This window comes from Pseudomonas sp. P4_B4 (genome assembly GCF_056402255.1).
Genome location: NZ_JBFUHS010000012.1, coordinates 144,112 through 162,354, shown reverse-complemented (window position 1 = coordinate 162,354; position 18,243 = coordinate 144,112). Strand labels below are relative to the sequence as shown.

Sequence of the window (18,243 nt, the reverse complement as noted above, 5' to 3'; positions counted from 1 at the left end):
GGCTTCCATCACGATGGTGCAGGGCTCGAGATTTGCCAGGTGCTGCATGAGCGTTACCCGATTGAATTTTTTTCGGTACAGCTCGTGACCACGATCATCCTGTGCATGTAGATGAAAGGTGTGTTTTCCCAAGTCGATGGCGGCAATAGCTACTTTGTTCATGGCAACGATCTCCGATGAGCCCCCTGCGAAAGCTTAGTGGGCGATCACAGGGGGCAGCGGGGGTAGCCATTTCATTAGGGGAAAGGAGCCAGATTTTAGAGCTGGCTCCATTCTCATCAGCCTTCGAGCTTGCTTTTGAGCAGTTCGTTGACCTGTTGCGGGTTGGCCTTGCCTTTGGAGGCTTTCATGGCCTGACCGACGAAGAAGCCGAACATCTTGCCGCGCTTGGCTTCGTCTGCCGCGCGGTATTGTTCGACCTGCTCGGCGTTGGCCGCGAGCATTTCGTCCAGTACCGCCGAGATGGCGCCGGTATCGGTCACTTGCTTGAGGCCGCGCTTGTCGATGATCTCGTCCGCGCTGCCTTCGCCGTTGGCCATCGCTTCAAACACCACCTTGGCGATCTTGCCGGAGATGGTGTTGTCCTTGATGCGCAACAGCATGCCGCCCAGAAGCTCGGCGGAAACCGGCGACTCTTCAATGTCCAGGCCTTGCTTGTTGAGCAGGCTGCCCAACTCGACCATCACCCAGTTCGCCGCCAGTTTGGCGTCGCCGCCGATGCTCGCGACTTTCTCGAAGTAATCGGCTTGCTCGCGGCTGGTGGCCAGGACGCTGGCGTCATAGACCGACAGACCGAATTGCTCCTGGAAGCGCTCGCGTTTTTGCGGTGGCAATTCCGGCAGGGTGGCGCGCACGTCGTCGAGGAACGAGTTCTCGATGACCACCGGCAGCAGGTCCGGATCGGGGAAGTAACGGTAGTCGTTGGCTTCCTCTTTGCTGCGCATCGGACGGGTTTCGTCCTTGTTCGGATCGTACAGGCGGGTCTGCTGGATCACTTTGCCACCGTCTTCGATCAGCTCGATCTGACGCTGGATTTCGCTGTTGATCGCCTTCTCGATGAAGCGGAACGAGTTGACGTTCTTGATCTCGCAGCGGGTGCCGAACTCGACCTGGCCTTTCGGGCGGATCGACACGTTGCAGTCGCAACGCAGCGAACCTTCGGCCATGTTGCCGTCGCAAATCCCTAAGTAACGTACCAGCGCGTGGATCGCCTTGACGTAGGCCACGGCTTCCTTGGCGCTGCGCATGTCCGGTTCGGAAACGATTTCCAGCAGCGGTGTGCCGGCACGGTTCAGGTCGATGCCGCTGGCGCCGCTGAATTCTTCGTGCAGGCTCTTGCCGGCGTCTTCTTCCAGGTGCGCGCGGGTGATGCCGACACGTTTGACTGTGCCGTCTTCCAGGGCGATGTCCAAGTGGCCCTTGCCGACGATCGGCAATTCCATCTGGCTGATCTGGTAGCCCTTGGGCAGGTCCGGGTAGAAGTAGTTTTTACGCGCGAACACGTTGTGCTGGCCGATCTCGGCGTCAATCGCCAGACCGAACATCACCGCCATGCGCACTGCTTCCTGGTTCAGTACCGGCAGCACGCCGGGCATGCCCAGATCGATCAGGCTGGCCTGGGTGTTCGGCTCGGAACCGAACGTGGTGGAACTACCGGAAAAGATTTTCGACCGGGTGGTGAGCTGGGTGTGAATCTCCAGCCCGATCACGACTTCCCATTGCATGTGTGTCTCCTCAGAAGCCGGTTGGGGTGCGGGTGTGCCAGTCAGTGTTCAACTGGTACTGGTGCGCAACGTTGAGCAAGCGGCCTTCCTGGAAATACGGGGCGAGCAGTTGCACGCCGACCGGCAGACCGTCGACAAAACCTGCTGGCATGGACAAGCCCGGCAGACCCGCGAGGTTGGCGGTGATGGTGTAGACATCTTCCAGGTACGCAGCGACCGGGTCGCTGTTCTTGGCGCCGAGCTTCCAGGCCGGATTCGGCGTGGTTGGGCCGAGGATGATGTCGACCTCATTGAAGGCCGCCATGAAGTCGTTCTTGATCAAGCGACGAATCTTCTGCGCCTTCAGGTAATAGGCATCGTAGTAACCGGCCGACAGCGCGTAGGCACCGACCATGATCCGGCGCTGTACTTCCGGGCCGAAGCCTTCGCCACGGGAGCGCTTGTACAGGTCTTCGAGGTTTTTCGGATCTTCGCAGCGATAGCCGAAGCGCACGCCGTCGAAACGCGACAGGTTGGACGAGGCTTCCGCCGGGGCGATCACGTAGTACGCAGGAATCGCGTGCTGCATGTTCGGCAGGCTGATTTCCTTGATCACGGCGCCGAGCTTTTCCAGCTCCTTGACGCTGTTGTGGATCAGCTCGGCGATGCGCGGGTCGAGACCGGCGCTGAAGTATTCCTTCGGCACGCCGATGCGCAGGCCTTGCAGCGAACCGTTGAGGCTGGCGCTGTAGTCCGGCACGGGCTCATCGATGCTGGTGGAGTCGTTCGGATCGAAGCCTGCCATACCTTGCAACAATATTGCGCAGTCTTCGGCGGTGCGTGCCATCGGGCCGCCCTGGTCGAGGCTGGACGCGTAGGCAATCATGCCCCAGCGCGAAACACGACCGTAGGTCGGTTTCAGGCCGGTGAGGTTGGTCAGGGCCGCAGGTTGACGAATGGAACCGCCAGTGTCGGTACCAGTGGCTGCCGGCAACAGACGAGCGGCAACCGCCGCAGCAGAACCACCGGACGAACCGCCCGGAACGTGTTCCAGGTTCCACGGGTTTTTCACCGCGCCGTAGTAGCTCGACTCGTTGGCCGAACCCATGGCGAATTCGTCCATGTTGGTCTTGCCCAGGGTCACGGCCCCGGCAGCGGCCAGCTTGGCGACGACGGTGGCGTCGTACGGTGCCTTGAAGTTGTCGAGCATCTTCGAGCCGCAGCTGGTGCGAATGCCCTGGGTGCAGAACAGGTCTTTGTGGGCGATCGGCGCGCCGAGCAGGGCGCCGCTCTCACCATTGGCCCTGCGGGCGTCAGCGGCTTTCGCCTGCGTCAGCGCCAGGTCTTCGGTGAGGCTGATGAAACTGTTGAGCTGTGGATCGAGCTGGACGATGCGCGCCAGCAGGACCTTGGTCAGCTCTTCGGAGGAAAACTTTTTATCGGCGAGTCCGCGGGCGATCTCGGCCAGAGTCAATTGATGCATTGCAGGCTCTTTCCCTATTAGTCGATGACTTTCGGAACCAGGTACAGGCCGTTTTCGACCGCTGGTGCGATGGACTGGTAGGCCTCGCGATGATTGGTCTCGGTCACGACGTCTGCGCGCAGGCGCTGGTTGGCTTCCAGTGGGTGGGCCAGCGGTTCGATACCGTCGGTATTGACCGCCTGCATTTCGTCGACCAGCCCGAGAATGCTGTTGAGGGCCGAAGTGATGTGTGGAAGATCGGCATCATTGAGGCCAAGGCAGGCCAGATGAGCGATTTTTTCCACGTCGGAGCGTTCAAGCGCCATTGGGATTCTCCAGTGGAAAACAAAACGGACGGCGTCCGTGTGTTAGATTGTCGGAACACTACCGCACTTCTACGGTCATAAGGCCGCGATTGTGGGGCTTGGTGCACAGAAAAGCGGCCAATTTAACATATTGGCGCCTTGCCCAAAATCCCTGTCGTTGTTAGAGTTTGCCGCACTTTTTTACCCACGCGTTGCCTAGGGTCCCTTTCCCATGTTCAAGAAACTGCGTGGCATGTTTTCCAGCGATCTTTCCATTGACCTGGGCACTGCCAACACCCTTATTTACGTGCGCGAGCGCGGTATCGTCCTGAATGAGCCCTCCGTTGTGGCCATTCGGACACACGGTAACCAGAAAAGTGTCGTTGCTGTCGGCACCGAAGCCAAGCGCATGCTCGGCCGTACGCCGGGCAACATTGCTGCCATTCGTCCGATGAAGGATGGCGTGATCGCTGACTTCAGCGTGTGCGAAAAAATGCTGCAGTATTTTATCAACAAGGTTCACGAAAACAGCTTCCTGCAACCTAGCCCTCGTGTGTTGATCTGCGTTCCATGCAAATCCACCCAGGTTGAGCGTCGTGCAATCCGTGAATCGGCCCTTGGTGCCGGTGCCCGTGAAGTGTTCCTGATCGAAGAGCCAATGGCCGCTGCGATCGGTGCCGGCCTGCCGGTTGAAGAAGCTCGCGGTTCGATGGTCGTGGATATCGGTGGCGGTACCACCGAAATCGCGCTGATCTCCCTGAACGGTGTGGTTTACGCCGAATCCGTGCGCGTTGGCGGCGACCGCTTCGACGAAGCGATCATCACCTACGTGCGTCGCAACTACGGCAGCCTGATCGGTGAATCCACCGCCGAACGCATCAAACAGGAAATCGGTACCGCCTACCCGGGCGGTGAAGTTCGCGAAGTCGACGTTCGTGGCCGTAACCTGGCCGAAGGCGTTCCACGCGCATTCACCCTGAACTCCAACGAAGTGCTGGAAGCTCTGCAAGAGTCCCTGGCAACTATCGTTCAGGCCGTGAAAAGCGCTCTGGAGCAATCGCCTCCGGAACTGGCTTCCGACATCGCCGAGCGCGGTCTGGTACTGACCGGTGGTGGCGCCTTGCTACGTGACCTGGACAAATTGCTGGCCCAGGAAACCGGTTTGCCGGTGATCGTTGCCGAAGACCCGCTGACCTGCGTTGCTCGCGGCGGTGGCCGTGCATTGGAAATGATGGATAAACACACCATGGACCTGCTTTCCAGCGAATAAGTCGCCGGATTGCCTCTATGCTGTTGAGCGCGCAGGCGGCACTTTGCAGTGCTGCCTGTTCGCGTTTATCTTCTGTCAGTCTGCATCCAGGCCGGATTGCTGCCGTATGAATAAACAGAACATTTGCCTGGGAGGAGCGGCTTATTAAACCGCTTTTCACCAAGGGCCCTTCACTGGGCGTGCGCCTGTTGGTGCTGGTCGTGCTATCGGTCGCGCTGATGGTGGTCGATGCCCGCTTCAGTCTGCTCAAGCCTGCACGCAGCCAGATGTCGCTGGTGCTGATGGACGCCTACTGGATCACCGACCTGCCCGGACGACTGTGGGAAGGCGTTGCCAGTCAGTTTGGCAGCCGGACCGAACTCGTCGCCGAAAACGAAAAACTCAAAAGCGAAAACCTGCTGTTGCAGGGGCGCATGCAGAAGCTTGCCTCCCTGACCGAGCAGAATGTTCGGCTGCGCGAGTTGCTCAACTCGTCGGCACTGGTCAATGAAAAGGTCGAAGTGGCCGAGTTGATCGGCATGGACCCCAACCCCTTCACCCATCGCATCATCATCAACAAAGGTGAGCGTGACGGAGTGGTCCTCGGCCAGCCAGTGCTCGATGCCCGTGGCCTGATGGGCCAGGTGGTCGAGTTAATGCCCTACACCTCCCGTGTCTTGCTGCTGACCGATACCACCCACAGTATTCCGGTGCAGGTGAACCGTAACGGTTTGCGGGCGATTGCCAGCGGCACCGGTAACCCGGAACGTCTCGAGTTGCGGCATGTGGCCGATACCGCCGACATCAAGGAAGGCGACTTGCTGGTCAGCTCCGGCCTCGGCCAACGATTCCCGGCCGGTTACCCGGTGGCGACGGTCAAGGAAGTGATTCACGATTCCGGCCAGCCGTTTGCCATTGTCCGCGCCATTCCGACTGCTGCCTTGAACCGTAGCCGTTATCTGCTGCTGGTGTTCAGCGACAACCGGACTGCCGAAGAGCGCGCCAACGACGCCGCACAGGCTCAGGAAAGCCTGGACGCGCAGGGCGGTGGGCCGATCATTCCGGCGACAGTTCCGAAACTGGTCAGCCCCGTGGTCCCTGCCGCACCAGCCGCTGCACCAGTGGCTCCTGCGGCCACTGCGCCAGCCAAGACAACCACCACGCCAGCCAAGCCTGCGGCCACGCATCCTGTGGCGGCTAAACCGCCAGCGGCGCAACCCGCTGCCGCGAAGCCTGCCGCCAAACCGCCAGTCTCCGCGCCGGCCACTCCTGTGGGAAGAGAATAATGGCCGGTGTAAAAGCATCCCGAAACGGCTGGATAGTCTGGCTGACGTTTGCCGTCGGACTGCTGCTGAGCGTTTCGCCTCTGCCGCAATTCATGGAAATCCTGCGCCCGCTGTGGCTGGCCTTGTTGCTGGCATTCTGGGCGTTGAACCTGCCGCAGACCGTCGGGATGGTGACGGCGTTTTGCCTGGGGCTGGCTGAAGACGTGCTCTACGGTACCTTGCTGGGTCAGAATGCCTTGATCCTGACGCTCATCACCTATCTGGTGCTGGCGCTGCAACAACGCCTGCGGATGTTCCCGATGTGGCAGCAGAGCCTGGTGATTCTGGTGATCTTCGGCCTCGCCCAGCTTGTACAACTTTGGCTCAGCGCATTGACCGGCAATCGTCAGCCAACGCTGGCGCTGGTGCTGCCGGCACTGGTCAGTGCATTGCTCTGGCCCTGGATCAGTTTCGGTTTGCGCGGATTGCGTCGACGCTACAAAATCAATTAATTCGCTCAGGCATTAGACAGGGAGAGGTCTTGATGAAACGGTTGTACCTCGCCTCTGGCTCGCCGCGTCGGCGTGAGTTGCTCACGCAGATCGGCGTTCCGTTCTCCGCCGTCAGTGCGGATATCGATGAAACCTCTGTATCCCAAGAGTCCCCATCGGCCTATGTCGAGCGTCTGGCGCGCGGCAAGGCCGAGGCCGGGCGCGGCGGCGTCGTGTCTGACGAACCGTTCTGCGTGCTCGGCGCCGATACCGCCGTGGTGCTCGATGGAAAAATTCTCGGCAAACCGGTTGATCGAGCGGATGCGTGCGCCATGCTGATGATGTTGTCAGGGTGTGAGCATGAGGTCCTGACCGCGATTGCCGTGCTCGATGGCGAACGTTGCGAGTCCCGGGTTGTCACCAGTCGCGTGCGTTTTCGGGATATCAGTCGTGAAGAAGCCGTGGCCTACTGGGCCAGCGGTGAACCACAGGACAAGGCGGGCGGTTATGGCATTCAAGGACTGGGTGCGGTGTTTGTCGCCGGGCTCGATGGAAGTTATTCAGCGGTGGTCGGACTGCCGCTTTGCGAAACCGCGGAACTGCTCGGCCATTTCGGCATACCCTGTTGGCAACCCCGGAACGCGCTTTAAGCGTCTTCCTGAACAGATGCGGCCATAATCGTGAACATGCCTGAACGAGACCCTGCCATGAGTGAAGAGATCCTGATCAACATCACGCCGATGGAGTCGCGCGTGGCGGTGGTCGAAAACGGTGTCCTGCAAGAGGTCCATGTCGAGCGCACACAAAAGCGCGGGATTGTCGGCAACATCTATAAAGGCAAAGTCGTGCGGGTACTGCCGGGCATGCAGGCGGCATTCGTCGATATCGGCCTGGACCGTGCCGCGTTCATTCATGCGTCGGAAATTTCCCTGCGCGAAGGCCCGGCGGTCGAGAGCATCAGTGCACTGGTGCACGAGGGCCAGAGCCTGGTGGTGCAAGTGACCAAGGACCCGATCGGTTCCAAAGGCGCACGCCTGACCACCCAGCTTTCGATTCCTTCGCGTTACCTGGTGTACATGCCGCGCACCGCTCACGTCGGCATTTCCCTGAAGATCGAAGACGAAGCCGAGCGCGAACGCCTCAAGCAAGTGGTCACCGACTGCGTGGCCAAGGAAGGGATCAAGGAGGCCGGCGGTTTCATATTGCGTACGGCAGCCGAAGGCGCCGGCGCCGATGAAATCCTCATGGACATCCGCTACCTGCGCCGGCTCTGGGATCAGATCAGCGCCCAGATCAAAACCATCAGCGCGCCTAGCGTGATCTACGAAGACCTCGGTCTGGCGCTGCGCACCCTGCGTGACCTGGTGAGCCCGAAAATCGAGAAGATCCGCATCGACTCCCGGGAAACCTTCCAGAAAACCACGCAATTCGTCGCCGAGTTGATGCCCGAGATTGCCGACCGTCTGGAGCATTACCCGGGCGAGCGGCCGATTTTCGACCTGTATGGCGTCGAAGACGAAATCCAGAAGGCGCTCGAACGCAAGGTCCCCCTCAAGTCCGGCGGTTATCTGGTGGTCGACCCGGCGGAAGCCATGAGCACCATCGACGTCAACACCGGGGCGTTCGTCGGCCATCGCAACCTCGAAGAAACCATCTTCAAGACCAACCTCGAAGCCGCGACGGCCATCGCCCGTCAATTGCGCCTGCGTAACCTCGGCGGAATCATCATCATCGATTTCATCGACATGGAAGATGAGGAGCACCAACGCCAGGTGTTGCGCACACTCGAAAAGCAACTGGAGCGTGATCACGCCAAGACCAACATCATCGGTATCACCGAACTGGGCCTGGTGCAGATGACCCGCAAGCGCACCCGCGAAAGCCTTGAACAAGTGTTGTGCGAGCCATGCAACGCCTGTCAGGGACGCGGCAAGCTCAAGACCCCGGAAACCGTTTGCTACGAAATCTTCCGCGAAATCCTGCGTGAGGCTCGCGCCTATCAGGCGGAAGGCTATCGTGTATTGGCAAACCAGAAAGTGGTGGACCGCCTGCTCGACGAAGAGTCGGGCAACGTCGCCGAGCTGGAAGGGTTTATCGGGCGCACCATCCGCTTTCAGGTCGAAACCATGTATTCCCAGGAACAATACGACGTGGTGCTGCTCTGAAGCGTATCGTTTTGATTGTTCGAGAATGGCTGGCCTCAGCTTTTTGCAAATTTTTTGCCATGGGGGCCACCTGACATGGACCGTCTGACACGCATTTTGGCCGTACTGACCCGTTGGGGTCTGGGCCTGTGCGCGTTGGTTTTGGTGTTGATGGCGCTCTACGTCAGCCTGGGCCGGGAGCTGACGCCGTTAGTCGCCGAGTACCGTGCCGACATCGAAACCAAAGCCAGCGATGCCTTGGGCATGCCGTTGCAGATCGGTGAGCTGGAAGGCAACTGGAGTGGATTTGCCCCCATACTGATGGCGCACGACGTGACGGTCGGCGAGGGCGCCAATGCCTTGCACCTGGATCAGGTGCGCGCAGTGCCGGACATTTGGGCCAGCCTGCTGGCCCGTCAGGTACGCATTGCTCATCTGCAACTCAGTGGCCTGAAAATCAGCGTCAAGGAGGGCGACGACGGTCAATGGGCGCTGGAAGGTTTGCCGGTGCAACAGGATCAACCAACCGATCCGGAACAGATGCTCAATCGTATGCAGATGATCCAGCAACTGTCGGTACTCGACAGCCAGGTGACTTTGCAGCCGTTTGCACAGTCGCCGCTGACCCTGACCTACGTCGGCCTCAATCTGAAAACCGGGGAGTCGCGGCAGCGGCTCGACGCACGGCTGACGCTGCCTGACGGGCAGCCGGTGGCCATGAGTCTGCGCACCCGCATTCGAGCCAGTCAATGGAGGGATGGTGAAGCCGAGGTCTATCTAAGCCTGCCGCAAAGTGACTGGTCTAAGTGGTTGCCCGAGCGAGTGACCCAAGAGTGGAGTTTCTCTGAGATCAAAGCTGGTGGCGAGCTTTGGCTGACCTGGGGCAAAGGCTCCATGCAAAGCGCTGCGGTGCGCTTGAACGCGCCACAACTCAAGGGTGCCTATGCCGAGCGCAGGCCGGTCCAGATCAATAACCTGGCGCTCAATGGATACTTCCAGCGCAATGCCGAAGGCGTGTCAGTGACTCTCGATTCCCTGGCGATGAACCTCGGCGAGACCCGCTGGGAGACGCATCTGCAGCTCAAGCAACGCGCCGCCACTGATAAAGCCGAAGAGCTCTGGCATCTGCAAGCCGACCGGGTTGATCTCTCTCCACTTACCCCGTTGCTCAACGCCCTGGCGCCGTTGCCAGAAGGTTTTGCCACGGTCGTCGAGCGGCTCAAAGTCACGGGTGGCCTGCGTAACGTGCTGGTCGACTTCCGCCCCAATGCCACCGACGACAGCAAGTTCGGCTTTGCCGCCAACCTCGATCAGGTAGGCTTCGATGCCTATCACGGTGCGCCGGCGGCGCGGAATGTCAGCGGCAGCATCAGCGGTGACCTGGGGCAAGGCGAGTTGCGCATGGACAGCAAGGATTTCATGCTGCACCTGGACCCGATTTTCGCCAAGCCGTGGCAGTACATTCAGGCCAATGCGCGGCTGACCTGGAAACTCGATAAAGAAAGTTTCACCCTGATCGCGCCGTACCTGAAAGTGCTGGGCGAGGAAGGCAAGATTGCCGGCGACTTTCTGATTCGCCTGCATTTCGATCGCACCCAGGAAGACTACATGGACCTGCGGGTCGGCATGGTGGACGGTGACGGTCGCTACACCGCCAAGTACCTGCCGGCAGTCCTCAGCCCGGCGCTGGATGAATGGCTGCGCACGGCGATTCTCAAGGGCGCGGTGGATCAAGGCTTCTTCCAGTATCAAGGGTCGCTCAGCCATGGTGCCGCGGACGTCGATCGCAGCATCAGCCTGTTCTTCAAGGTTCACGATGCCGAACTGGCCTTCCAGCCGGGCTGGCCCCATGTCAGCAAGGTCAGCGGTGATGTGTTTGTCGAGGACAGCGGGGTGCGGATTCTGGCCAGCAAGGGCCAGTTGCTCGACACGCAGGTCAGCGATATCTACGTCAACATTCCCCATGTGCCGGCGGGGCAAAACGTTCATTTGTTCCTCGATGGCGGATTTACCGGCGGTTTGGGCGATGGCCTGAAAATCCTCCAGGAGGCGCCGATCGGCACCGGGGCAACCTTTGCCGGCTGGGAAGGCGAGGGAGACCTGCAAGGCAAGTTGAAGCTGGATATTCCGTTGGCAAAAGGCGAGGAGCCGAAGATCCTCGTCGACTTCAAGACGGCCAAGGCACGCTTGAAGCTGGCCGAACCTGTACTGGAACTGACCCAGCTCAAAGGTGATTTCCGTTTCGACAGTGCCAAAGGCCTGAGCGGGCAGAACATCAGCGCACGGGCGTTCGAAAAGCCGGTCACTGCACAGATTTTTGCCGATGGCCGCCCGGGCAAACTCAATACCCGGGTCACCGCGTCGGGCCAGGTCGAGGTCAAGAAACTGACCGACTGGCTGAAGGTGACCCAGCCTCTGCCGGTGAGCGGCGTGATCCCGTATCAACTGCAACTGACCCTGGACGGTGCAGACAGCCAATTGAGGGTCAATTCCAACCTCAAGGGCGTGGCCGTCGATTTGCCTGCACCGTTCGGCATGACCGCCGATGCCGGACGTGACACGACGTTCCGCATGACCTTGCAGGGCGACGAGCGGCGCTATTGGGTCAACTACGCGGACCTGGCGAGTTTCACGTTTGCGGCCCCGGCCAGCAATTTCGCCGACGGTCGCGGGGACTTGTTCCTCGGTGGCGGCGAGGCCGTGTTGCCTGGCACCAAAGGCCTGCGGGTAAGGGGTGTGCTGTCGGAGCTGGACGTTGGCCCGTGGAAGGATCTGGTGGATAAATACGCCGGGCAGGACCCCGGCGGCAGCGCCAAACAATTACTCAGCGGCGCGGATTTCAAGGTGGGCAAGCTCAGCGGTATCGGTACCACGCTCGATCAGGCCTCGATCCAGCTGGCACGCAAGCCTTCCGCCTGGGCGCTGCAACTCGACAGCCAGCAGATCAAGGGCAGCGCCAGCCTTCCCGATTCGAAGGCCACGCCAATCACGATCAATCTGCAAACCGTGCGCCTGCCCGCACCGGACCCGGCCGTGCTGGCCGATGAAAACTCGCCGGATCCTCTGGCGTCGGTGGACCCGACGAAAATCCCCGCGATGGACATCATCATCAATCAGCTATTCCAGGGCCCGGATCTGGTGGGGGGCTGGTCGCTGAAGATCCGTCCGACGGCCAAGGGCATCGCGTTCAACTCGCTGGACCTGGGCCTCAAGGGCATGCTGTTGGTGGGCAGCGGTGGCTGGGAAGGCGTGCCTGGCGCCAGCAACAGCTGGTACAAGGGCCGTATCAGCGGCAAGAACCTCGCCGACGTGCTCAAGGGCTGGGGGTTTGCGCCGAGCGTCACCAGCCAGGACTTTTATATGGATGTCGATGGCCGCTGGCCCGGCTCGCCGGCCTGGGTGGCGACCAAACGCTTCTCCGGTTCGCTCGATGCGACGCTCAATCAGGGCCAGTTCGTCGAGGTCGAAGGCAGTGCCCAGGCGTTGCGGGTATTTGGTTTGCTTAACTTCAACTCCATCGGCCGGCGCCTGCGCCTGGACTTCTCCGACCTGTTCGGCAAAGGTCTGAGTTATGACCGGGTCAAGGGGCTGCTGGTTGGGACCAATGGGGTGTATGTCACCCGTGAGCCGATCCGGCTGACCGGCCCGTCGAGCACCATCGAACTCGATGGCACCCTGAACATGGTGGCCGATCAGATCGATGCGAAACTGCTGGTGACCTTGCCAGTGACCAATAACTTGCCGATCGCCGCACTGATCGTCGGTGCACCCGCGGTCGGCGGGGCGCTATTCCTGATCGACAAGCTGATCGGTGACCGCGTTTCCCGTTTCGCCAGTGTGAAGTACACCGTCCAGGGGCCGTGGAAAGAACCGAAAATCACCTTCGACAAGGCTTTTTGAGATCCTTTTGAAAAGGCACTCGGCAAGCCTATGGAGTAGCATGGCCGCATACGATTCCAGGAGTGCGCCATGTCTGTAGCGGTGATTCAAATGGTCAGCCAGAGCGATGTGCCGGCCAATCTGGCCCAGGCCCGTCGCTTGCTCGAGCAAGCGGCCGCCGGTGGTGCGCAGCTCGCGGTATTGCCGGAAAACTTCGCAGCCATGGGCCGGCGCGACATTGCCGACATCGGGCGCGCCGAAGCACTGGGCGAAGGCCCGATCCTGCCCTGGTTGAAACAGACCGCACGCGACCTCAAGTTATGGATTGTGGCCGGCACATTGCCGTTGCCGCCGGTGGATCAGCCGACGGCCAAAGTGCATGCCTGTTCGTTGCTGGTCGATGACCAGGGCGAAACGGTGGCGCGCTACGACAAGCTGCACCTGTTCGATGTGGACGTGGCGGACAATCGTGGCCGTTATCGTGAATCCGATGACTATGCTTATGGCAATGGGGTGGTCGTGGCGGACACGCCCGTCGGCCGGGTCGGCCTGACGGTCTGCTATGACCTGCGCTTTCCCGAGCTGTACAGCGAATTGCGCGCGGCCGGCGCGGAACTGATTACCGCCCCTTCGGCCTTCACGGCGGTGACAGGTGCGGCGCATTGGGATGTGCTGATCCGTGCGCGAGCCATCGAGACGCAATGTTACGTGCTCGCGGCTGCCCAGGGCGGGACGCATCCGGGGCCGCGGGAAACCTTTGGCCATGCCGCCATCGTCGACCCGTGGGGGCGTGTGCTGGCGCAACAGGATCAAGGCGAGGCCGTGCTGCTGGCCGAACGCGACAGCAGCGAACAGGCGTCCATCCGGGCGCGGATGCCGGTGTCCAGTCACCGGCGCTTTTTCTCGCAGGGCGCCCAGCGACCTGCATCAGAACGACGAATTTAAGGCGTAAAGCATATGAGCGAGTTGTTGTCCTCAGTCAGTGAACACCTGCTGGCGCCCGGTGGCGTCACGATCGAGAGCCTGCAAGGCGTGCTCGGCGACCTGGCCGGGCCGGGCATCGATGCGGCCGACCTTTATTTCCAGGGGCAGATCTCCGAGTCCTGGGCGCTGGAAGACGGCATCGTCAAGGAAGGCAGCTTCAACCTTGACCAAGGTGTGGGCGTGCGCGCGCAATCGGGTGAAAAAACCGGGTTTGCCTACAGCAATGCCATCACGCTTGAAGCCCTGGGCGCGGCGGCGCGGGCCGCCCGTTCGATTTCCCGGGCCGGGCAGCATGGCACGGTACAGGCATTCACCAGTCAGGATGTCGCGCAGTTGTATGCGCCGGACAATCCCCTGGAAGTGCTGACCCGTGCCGAGAAAGTCGATTTGCTCAAGCGAATCGATGCCGCGACCCGCGCCCTCGACCCTCGCATCCAGCAAGTCACCGTGAGCATGGCCGGTGTCTGGGAGCGGATTCTGGTGGCTTCCACCGATGGCGGTCTGGCGGCGGATGTGCGCCCGCTGGTGCGTTTCAACGTCAGCGTGATCGTTGAGCAGAACGGTCGGCGTGAGCGCGGCGGCCATGGTGGTGGCGGTCGGACCGATTACCGTTACTTCCTCGGCGAAGACCGCGCCATGGGCTATGCCCGTGAAGCGTTGCGCCAGGCGCTGGTCAATCTCGAAGCCATCCCGGCACCGGCCGGTACCTTGCCGGTGGTGCTCGGTTCCGGTTGGTCGGGCGTGCTGTTGCACGAAGCCGTCGGTCATGGTCTGGAGGGCGACTTCAACCGCAAGGGCAGTTCGGCTTACAGCGGGCGCATGGGTGAGATGGTTGCGTCGAAGCTTTGCACCATTGTCGATGACGGCACCCTGGCCGGTCGCCGCGGCTCGTTGAGCGTCGACGACGAAGGCACGCCGACCGAGTGCACCACGCTGATCGAAAACGGCGTGCTCAAAGGCTACATGCAGGACAAGCTCAATGCGCGCCTGATGGGCGTGGCCCGCACCGGTAACGGTCGTCGCGAATCCTACGCGCACCTGCCGATGCCACGCATGACCAACACCTACATGCTCGCCGGTGAAAGCGATCCGGCGGAAATCATCGCCTCGGTGAAACGCGGCATCTACTGCGCCAACCTGGGTGGCGGTCAGGTGGACATCACCAGTGGCAAGTTCGTGTTCTCCACAAGCGAGGCGTACCTGATCGAGGACGGCAAGATCACTGCTCCGGTCAAAGGCGCGACCCTGATCGGCAACGGGCCGGAAGCCATGAGCAAAGTGTCGATGGTCGGTAATGATCTGGCACTGGACAGCGGCGTGGGCACGTGTGGCAAGGATGGGCAGTCGGTGCCGGTGGGTGTCGGCCAGCCAACGCTGAAGATTGATGCGATCACCGTGGGTGGCACGGGTTCGTAAGAAGTGAGGCTGCGGGTGAGCTGCGAGGCAGCTCACCCGATTCGAGAATTAACGCAGACCGCGTTGAGTCTCGTCCAGCTCACGGATGTACTTGAAGATTTTACGGCTGGAAGCAGGAGGCTTGTTTTGCGCAACCTCATGCTGGGCCTGACGGATCAGGGAACGCAATTGCTGGCGGTCCGCGTCCGGGTAGTCGACGACGAATTTTTCCAGAACGGCATCGTCGCCGGCAATCAGACGATCGCGCCAGCGCTCCAGGTTATGGAAGCGTTCGTTGTATTGGCGAGTGGAGGCATCGAGTTGATCGAGCAAAACCAGAATCGCGGCAGTGTCCTGATCGCGCATCAGTTTGCCGATGAACTGAAGGTGCCGTTTACGCGCGATGTTCGCGGTGTGCTTGGGCGCATCGGCCAGAGCCCGACGCATTCCGTCGGTCAAGGGCAGTTTTGCCAGCAAGTCAGGCTTGAGTGTTGTAAGGCGCTCGCCAAGGTCAACCAGAGCATGCAGCTCGCGTTTAACCTGGGATTTGCTTTTTTCTCCCGTATCGAGGGAGTCGTCGTAAGAATCAACCATGGTGGCCGTCCGCAAAGAAACGCCGCCATGATAACCAGTCGGGGGCCGCTTGTCCGGCCCGGTCGCTCGATGACCGTTACCGAAAGCAGAATTTGAGTGGAGAACAGCATGAGTGCAGTTGAAAGCGTCGGCCCACAAGCGTTGCCGGCACTGCAGGAACAAGTCGAGCAGATCATCGCTGAAGCCAAACGCCAGGGCGCCAGTGCCTGTGAAGTGGCAGTGTCCCTGGAGCAGGGCTTGTCGACCACGGTGCGCCAGCGTGAAGTCGAAACCGTTGAATTCAACCGCGATCAGGGTTTCGGCATCACCTTGTACGTTGGCCAGCGCAAAGGCTCCGCCAGCACCTCGGCCAGTGGACCGGAGGCGATTCGCGAAACAGTCGCCGCTGCACTGGCCATCGCCAAGCACACCTCGGAAGACGAAGCCTCGGGCCTTGCGGATGCCGCGCTGATGGCGCGGGATATTCAGGATTTCGACCTGTTCCACCAATGGGACATTACTCCGGAACAAGCCATCGAACAGGCCCTGGCCTGCGAAGCCGCGGCGTTTGCCGCCGACAGCCGGATCAAGAACGCCGACGGCACCACCCTCAGTACCCATCAAGGCTGTCGCGTTTATGGCAATAGCCACGGGTTTATCGGCGGTTACGCATCGACTCGTCACAGCTTGAGCTGCGTGATGATCGCCGAGGCCGATGGCCAGATGCAGCGCGATTACTGGTACGACGTGAACCGCCAGGGCAATCTGCTGGCCGACCCGGTCAGCATCGGCCAGCGCGCTGCGCAACGGGCGGCAAGCCGTCTGGGCGCGCGTCCGGTGCCGACTTGCGAGGTGCCGGTGCTGTTTTCCGCCGAGTTGGCTGGGGGGCTGTTCGGCAGTTTCCTGTCGGCGATTTCCGGCGGCAGCCTGTATCGCAAGTCGTCGTTCCTTGAGGGCACTCTCGGTCAGAAGCTGTTTCCGGAGTGGCTGACCATCGACGAGCGTCCGCATCTGATGCGGGCGTTGGGCAGTGCGGCGTTCGATGGCGATGGCCTGGCAACCTATGCCAAACCGTTCGTCGAAAAAGGCGAGTTGGTGTCGTACATCCTCGGCACCTACTCCGGTCGCAAGCTCGGCATGCCGAGCACCGCCAATGCCGGGGGTGTGCACAACCTGTTCGTCACCCATGGCGATGAAGACCAGGCGGCCTTGCTGCGGCGCATGGGACGCGGGCTGTTGGTTACTGAGTTGATGGGCCAGGGACTGAACATGGTCACCGGCGATTATTCCCGGGGCGCGGCGGGTTACTGGGTCGAGAATGGCGAAATTCAGTTCGCGGTTCAGGAGGTGACCATCGCTGGCAACATGCGCGACATGTTCAAACAGATTGTCGCCGTGGGTAACGATCTTGAGTTGCGTAGCAACATTCGCACAGGTTCGGTGCTGATCGAGCGGATGACGGTGGCGGGTAGCTAAGCCAGGGCCGCTGTACAAAAAGGCGCGCCACCCAATGGGGGCACGCCTTTTTTATTGGCACAAACGCGGTGTATCTGATGCATTGCGATGATAGGGGTTGGGGCCGCTTCGCGCCCCAGCGGGAGCAAGCTCCCTCGCCACAAAATTACCGGGAAAGGATTCTGTAGCGGTTACTCGCCTTCATCGAAAAAGTTGTTGATCAACGCCACCAGCGCATTCAGCGCTTCCTGTTCCTGCTCGCCTTCTGTGCTCAAGTGGATCGTGGTGCCTTTGCCGGCGGCCAGCATCATCATCGCCATGATGCTTTTGCCATCGACCATGGACTCTGGCGTACGACCGGCCCGGATCTGGCACGGGAACTGACCCGCCACCCCAACGAATTTTGCAGAAGCGCGAGCATGCAGGCCCAGCTTGTTGATGATTTCGATTTCCAGAGCAGGCATCGCGGTGTGAATCCTTTAGCTGAGGTCGCGGTGGCGTACCTGGACGTTCTTCAGGGTTTTTTGCAGCGCCTGCCCCAGACGCTCGGTCAGGTACACGGAACGGTGATGTCCGCCAGTGCAGCCAATGGCAATGGTGACGTAGGCGCGGTTGCTGGCGGCAAAACGAGGCAGCCACTTTAGCAGGTATGTGGAAATGTCCTGGAACATCTCTTCGACATCCGGCTGTGCCGCCAGATATTCGGCAACCGGTTGATCGAGCCCGGACTGCTCGCGCAATTCCGGTTTCCAGTAAGGGTTGGGCAGGCAGCGCACATCGAACACCAGGTCGGCGTCCACCGGCATGCCACGCTTGAACCCGAAGGATTCCACCAGGAACGCAGTCCCCGGCTCGGGCTGATTCAACAGACGCAGTTTGATGGCGTCGCGCAGTTGGTACAGGTTCAGGCTGGTGGTGTTGATCTTGAGATCGGCGAGGTCGGCAATCGGCCCGAGCAGGTCGCTCTCGACGCTGATGGCTTCGGCCAGCGAGCGGTTGGCGTTGGTCAGGGGGTGACGTCGGCGGGTTTCCGAGAAGCGCTTGAGCAGGGTTTCTTCGTCGGCGTCCAGGTACAGCACATCGCACTGGATGTGGCGGTTGCGGACCTCTTCGAGCAGGTCGGGGAAGCGTGACAGGTGGCTGGGCAGGTTGCGCGCGTCAATGGAAACGGCGACCAGCGGCTGTAACAGCTCGGTATGAACCAGGGCGCGTTCGGCCAGCTCCGGCAGCAGGCCGGCAGGCAGGTTGTCGATACAGTAGTAGCCGTTGTCCTCAAGAACGTTGAGGGCGGTACTTTTACCTGAGCCGGAACGGCCACTGACGATGATCAAGCGCATG

Annotated in this window: 15 protein-coding genes and 1 pseudogene; 9 read left to right on the top strand and 7 right to left on the bottom strand. The window is 60.8% G+C overall.

The window, feature by feature from the left end; genetic code table 11:
- The 4 genes and pseudogenes from AC1DVE_RS15250 to gatC form a co-directional block, all read right to left on the bottom strand.
- Positions 1 to 162, bottom strand: a pseudogene (locus AC1DVE_RS15250) (IS110 family transposase); the annotation flags it as partial.
- Positions 163 to 278: 116 nt separating this feature from the next.
- Complete coding sequence (gatB, locus tag AC1DVE_RS15245; protein WP_223455572.1) at positions 279 to 1,724, bottom strand: Asp-tRNA(Asn)/Glu-tRNA(Gln) amidotransferase subunit GatB; 1,446 nt, start codon at positions 1,722 to 1,724, stop codon at positions 279 to 281.
- Positions 1,725 to 1,734: 10 nt separating this feature from the next.
- Entirely contained in the window at positions 1,735 to 3,186 is a 1,452-nt protein-coding gene (gene gatA / locus AC1DVE_RS15240) for an Asp-tRNA(Asn)/Glu-tRNA(Gln) amidotransferase subunit GatA (RefSeq protein WP_046040025.1), read from the bottom strand.
- A gap of 17 nt (positions 3,187 to 3,203) precedes the next feature.
- Positions 3,204 to 3,491 carry an Asp-tRNA(Asn)/Glu-tRNA(Gln) amidotransferase subunit GatC gene (gene gatC / locus AC1DVE_RS15235; protein ID WP_046040026.1) on the bottom strand — a complete coding sequence of 96 codons (288 nt, stop codon included), beginning with the start codon at positions 3,489 to 3,491 and terminating at the stop codon, positions 3,204 to 3,206.
- 211 nt (positions 3,492 to 3,702) lie between these two features.
- On the opposite strand from gatC, the gene mreB reads away from it, so the two are divergent.
- The 8 genes from mreB to tldD all read left to right on the top strand — a co-directional run bounded on the left by mreB (position 3,703) and on the right by tldD (position 14,898).
- Entirely contained in the window at positions 3,703 to 4,740 is a 1,038-nt protein-coding gene (gene mreB, locus AC1DVE_RS15230; protein WP_002555108.1) for a rod shape-determining protein MreB, read from the top strand.
- A 143-nt stretch (positions 4,741 to 4,883) separates the two neighbouring features.
- The gene (gene mreC, locus AC1DVE_RS15225; protein WP_223543404.1) at positions 4,884 to 6,005 is read left to right on the top strand and encodes a rod shape-determining protein MreC; all 1,122 of its coding nucleotides are present in this window, start codon (positions 4,884 to 4,886) and stop codon (positions 6,003 to 6,005) included.
- Positions 6,005 to 6,496, top strand: coding sequence for a rod shape-determining protein MreD (mreD, locus tag AC1DVE_RS15220; protein WP_103394147.1), 492 nt, complete (start codon positions 6,005 to 6,007; stop codon positions 6,494 to 6,496). The genes mreC and mreD overlap by 1 nt, the downstream gene beginning before the upstream one ends.
- A gap of 32 nt (positions 6,497 to 6,528) precedes the next feature.
- On the top strand, positions 6,529 to 7,125 hold the full coding sequence (locus AC1DVE_RS15215; RefSeq protein ID WP_223455573.1) for a Maf family protein: 597 nt from the start codon (positions 6,529 to 6,531) through the stop codon (positions 7,123 to 7,125).
- Positions 7,126 to 7,182: 57 nt separating this feature from the next.
- On the top strand, positions 7,183 to 8,640 hold the full coding sequence (gene rng / locus AC1DVE_RS15210; protein ID WP_007970246.1) for a ribonuclease G: 1,458 nt from the start codon (positions 7,183 to 7,185) through the stop codon (positions 8,638 to 8,640).
- 75 nt (positions 8,641 to 8,715) lie between these two features.
- Entirely contained in the window at positions 8,716 to 12,519 is a 3,804-nt protein-coding gene (locus AC1DVE_RS15205) for a YhdP family protein (RefSeq protein WP_223455574.1), read from the top strand.
- A 69-nt stretch (positions 12,520 to 12,588) separates the two neighbouring features.
- Positions 12,589 to 13,443, top strand: a complete 855-nt coding sequence (locus AC1DVE_RS15200) for a carbon-nitrogen hydrolase family protein (RefSeq protein ID WP_223455575.1) — start codon at positions 12,589 to 12,591, stop codon at positions 13,441 to 13,443.
- A gap of 12 nt (positions 13,444 to 13,455) precedes the next feature.
- Positions 13,456 to 14,898, top strand: a complete 1,443-nt coding sequence (gene tldD / locus AC1DVE_RS15195; RefSeq protein WP_223455576.1) for a metalloprotease TldD — start codon at positions 13,456 to 13,458, stop codon at positions 14,896 to 14,898.
- A gap of 48 nt (positions 14,899 to 14,946) precedes the next feature.
- On the opposite strand, the gene yjgA is transcribed toward tldD, so the two are convergent.
- Positions 14,947 to 15,471 carry a ribosome biogenesis factor YjgA gene (yjgA, locus tag AC1DVE_RS15190; RefSeq protein ID WP_056728351.1) on the bottom strand — a complete coding sequence of 175 codons (525 nt, stop codon included), beginning with the start codon at positions 15,469 to 15,471 and terminating at the stop codon, positions 14,947 to 14,949.
- A gap of 108 nt (positions 15,472 to 15,579) precedes the next feature.
- Between yjgA and pmbA the strand changes: the two genes are divergently transcribed.
- A complete protein-coding gene (pmbA, locus tag AC1DVE_RS15185; RefSeq protein ID WP_150727438.1) occupies positions 15,580 to 16,926 on the top strand; it encodes a metalloprotease PmbA in 1,347 nt (448 codons plus the stop codon).
- Positions 16,927 to 17,096: 170 nt separating this feature from the next.
- Here pmbA and AC1DVE_RS15180 read toward each other — a convergent pair whose 3' ends face one another.
- Positions 17,097 to 17,369 (bottom strand): HPr family phosphocarrier protein, encoded by a 273-nt coding sequence (locus AC1DVE_RS15180; RefSeq protein WP_046040042.1) that lies wholly within the window; start codon positions 17,367 to 17,369, stop codon positions 17,097 to 17,099.
- 15 nt (positions 17,370 to 17,384) lie between these two features.
- Positions 17,385 to 18,242, bottom strand: coding sequence for an RNase adapter RapZ (rapZ, locus tag AC1DVE_RS15175; RefSeq protein WP_223455577.1), 858 nt, complete (start codon positions 18,240 to 18,242; stop codon positions 17,385 to 17,387).
- Position 18,243 lies beyond the last annotated feature (1 nt).

Bases quoted from the DNA above. Each gene is read 5' to 3' on its own strand.
- AC1DVE_RS15215 (WP_223455573.1), top strand. From the start codon at position 6,529: ATGAAACGGTTGTACCTCGCCTCTGGCTCGCCGCGTCGGCGTGAGTTG.
- gatC (WP_046040026.1), bottom strand. From the start codon at position 3,491: ATGGCGCTTGAACGCTCCGACGTGGAAAAAATCGCTCATCTGGCCTGC.
- rapZ (WP_223455577.1), bottom strand. From the start codon at position 18,242: ATGCGCTTGATCATCGTCAGTGGCCGTTCCGGCTCAGGTAAAAGTACC.
- tldD (WP_223455576.1), top strand. From the start codon at position 13,456: ATGAGCGAGTTGTTGTCCTCAGTCAGTGAACACCTGCTGGCGCCCGGT.
- pmbA (WP_150727438.1), top strand. From the start codon at position 15,580: ATGAGTGCAGTTGAAAGCGTCGGCCCACAAGCGTTGCCGGCACTGCAG.
- gatB (WP_223455572.1), bottom strand. From the start codon at position 1,724: ATGCAATGGGAAGTCGTGATCGGGCTGGAGATTCACACCCAGCTCACC.
- gatA (WP_046040025.1), bottom strand. From the start codon at position 3,186: ATGCATCAATTGACTCTGGCCGAGATCGCCCGCGGACTCGCCGATAAA.
- rng (WP_007970246.1), top strand. From the start codon at position 7,183: ATGAGTGAAGAGATCCTGATCAACATCACGCCGATGGAGTCGCGCGTG.
- AC1DVE_RS15205 (WP_223455574.1), top strand. From the start codon at position 8,716: ATGGACCGTCTGACACGCATTTTGGCCGTACTGACCCGTTGGGGTCTG.
- mreB (WP_002555108.1), top strand. From the start codon at position 3,703: ATGTTCAAGAAACTGCGTGGCATGTTTTCCAGCGATCTTTCCATTGAC.
- yjgA (WP_056728351.1), bottom strand. From the start codon at position 15,471: ATGGTTGATTCTTACGACGACTCCCTCGATACGGGAGAAAAAAGCAAA.
- AC1DVE_RS15180 (WP_046040042.1), bottom strand. From the start codon at position 17,369: ATGCCTGCTCTGGAAATCGAAATCATCAACAAGCTGGGCCTGCATGCT.
- mreD (WP_103394147.1), top strand. From the start codon at position 6,005: ATGGCCGGTGTAAAAGCATCCCGAAACGGCTGGATAGTCTGGCTGACG.
- AC1DVE_RS15200 (WP_223455575.1), top strand. From the start codon at position 12,589: ATGTCTGTAGCGGTGATTCAAATGGTCAGCCAGAGCGATGTGCCGGCC.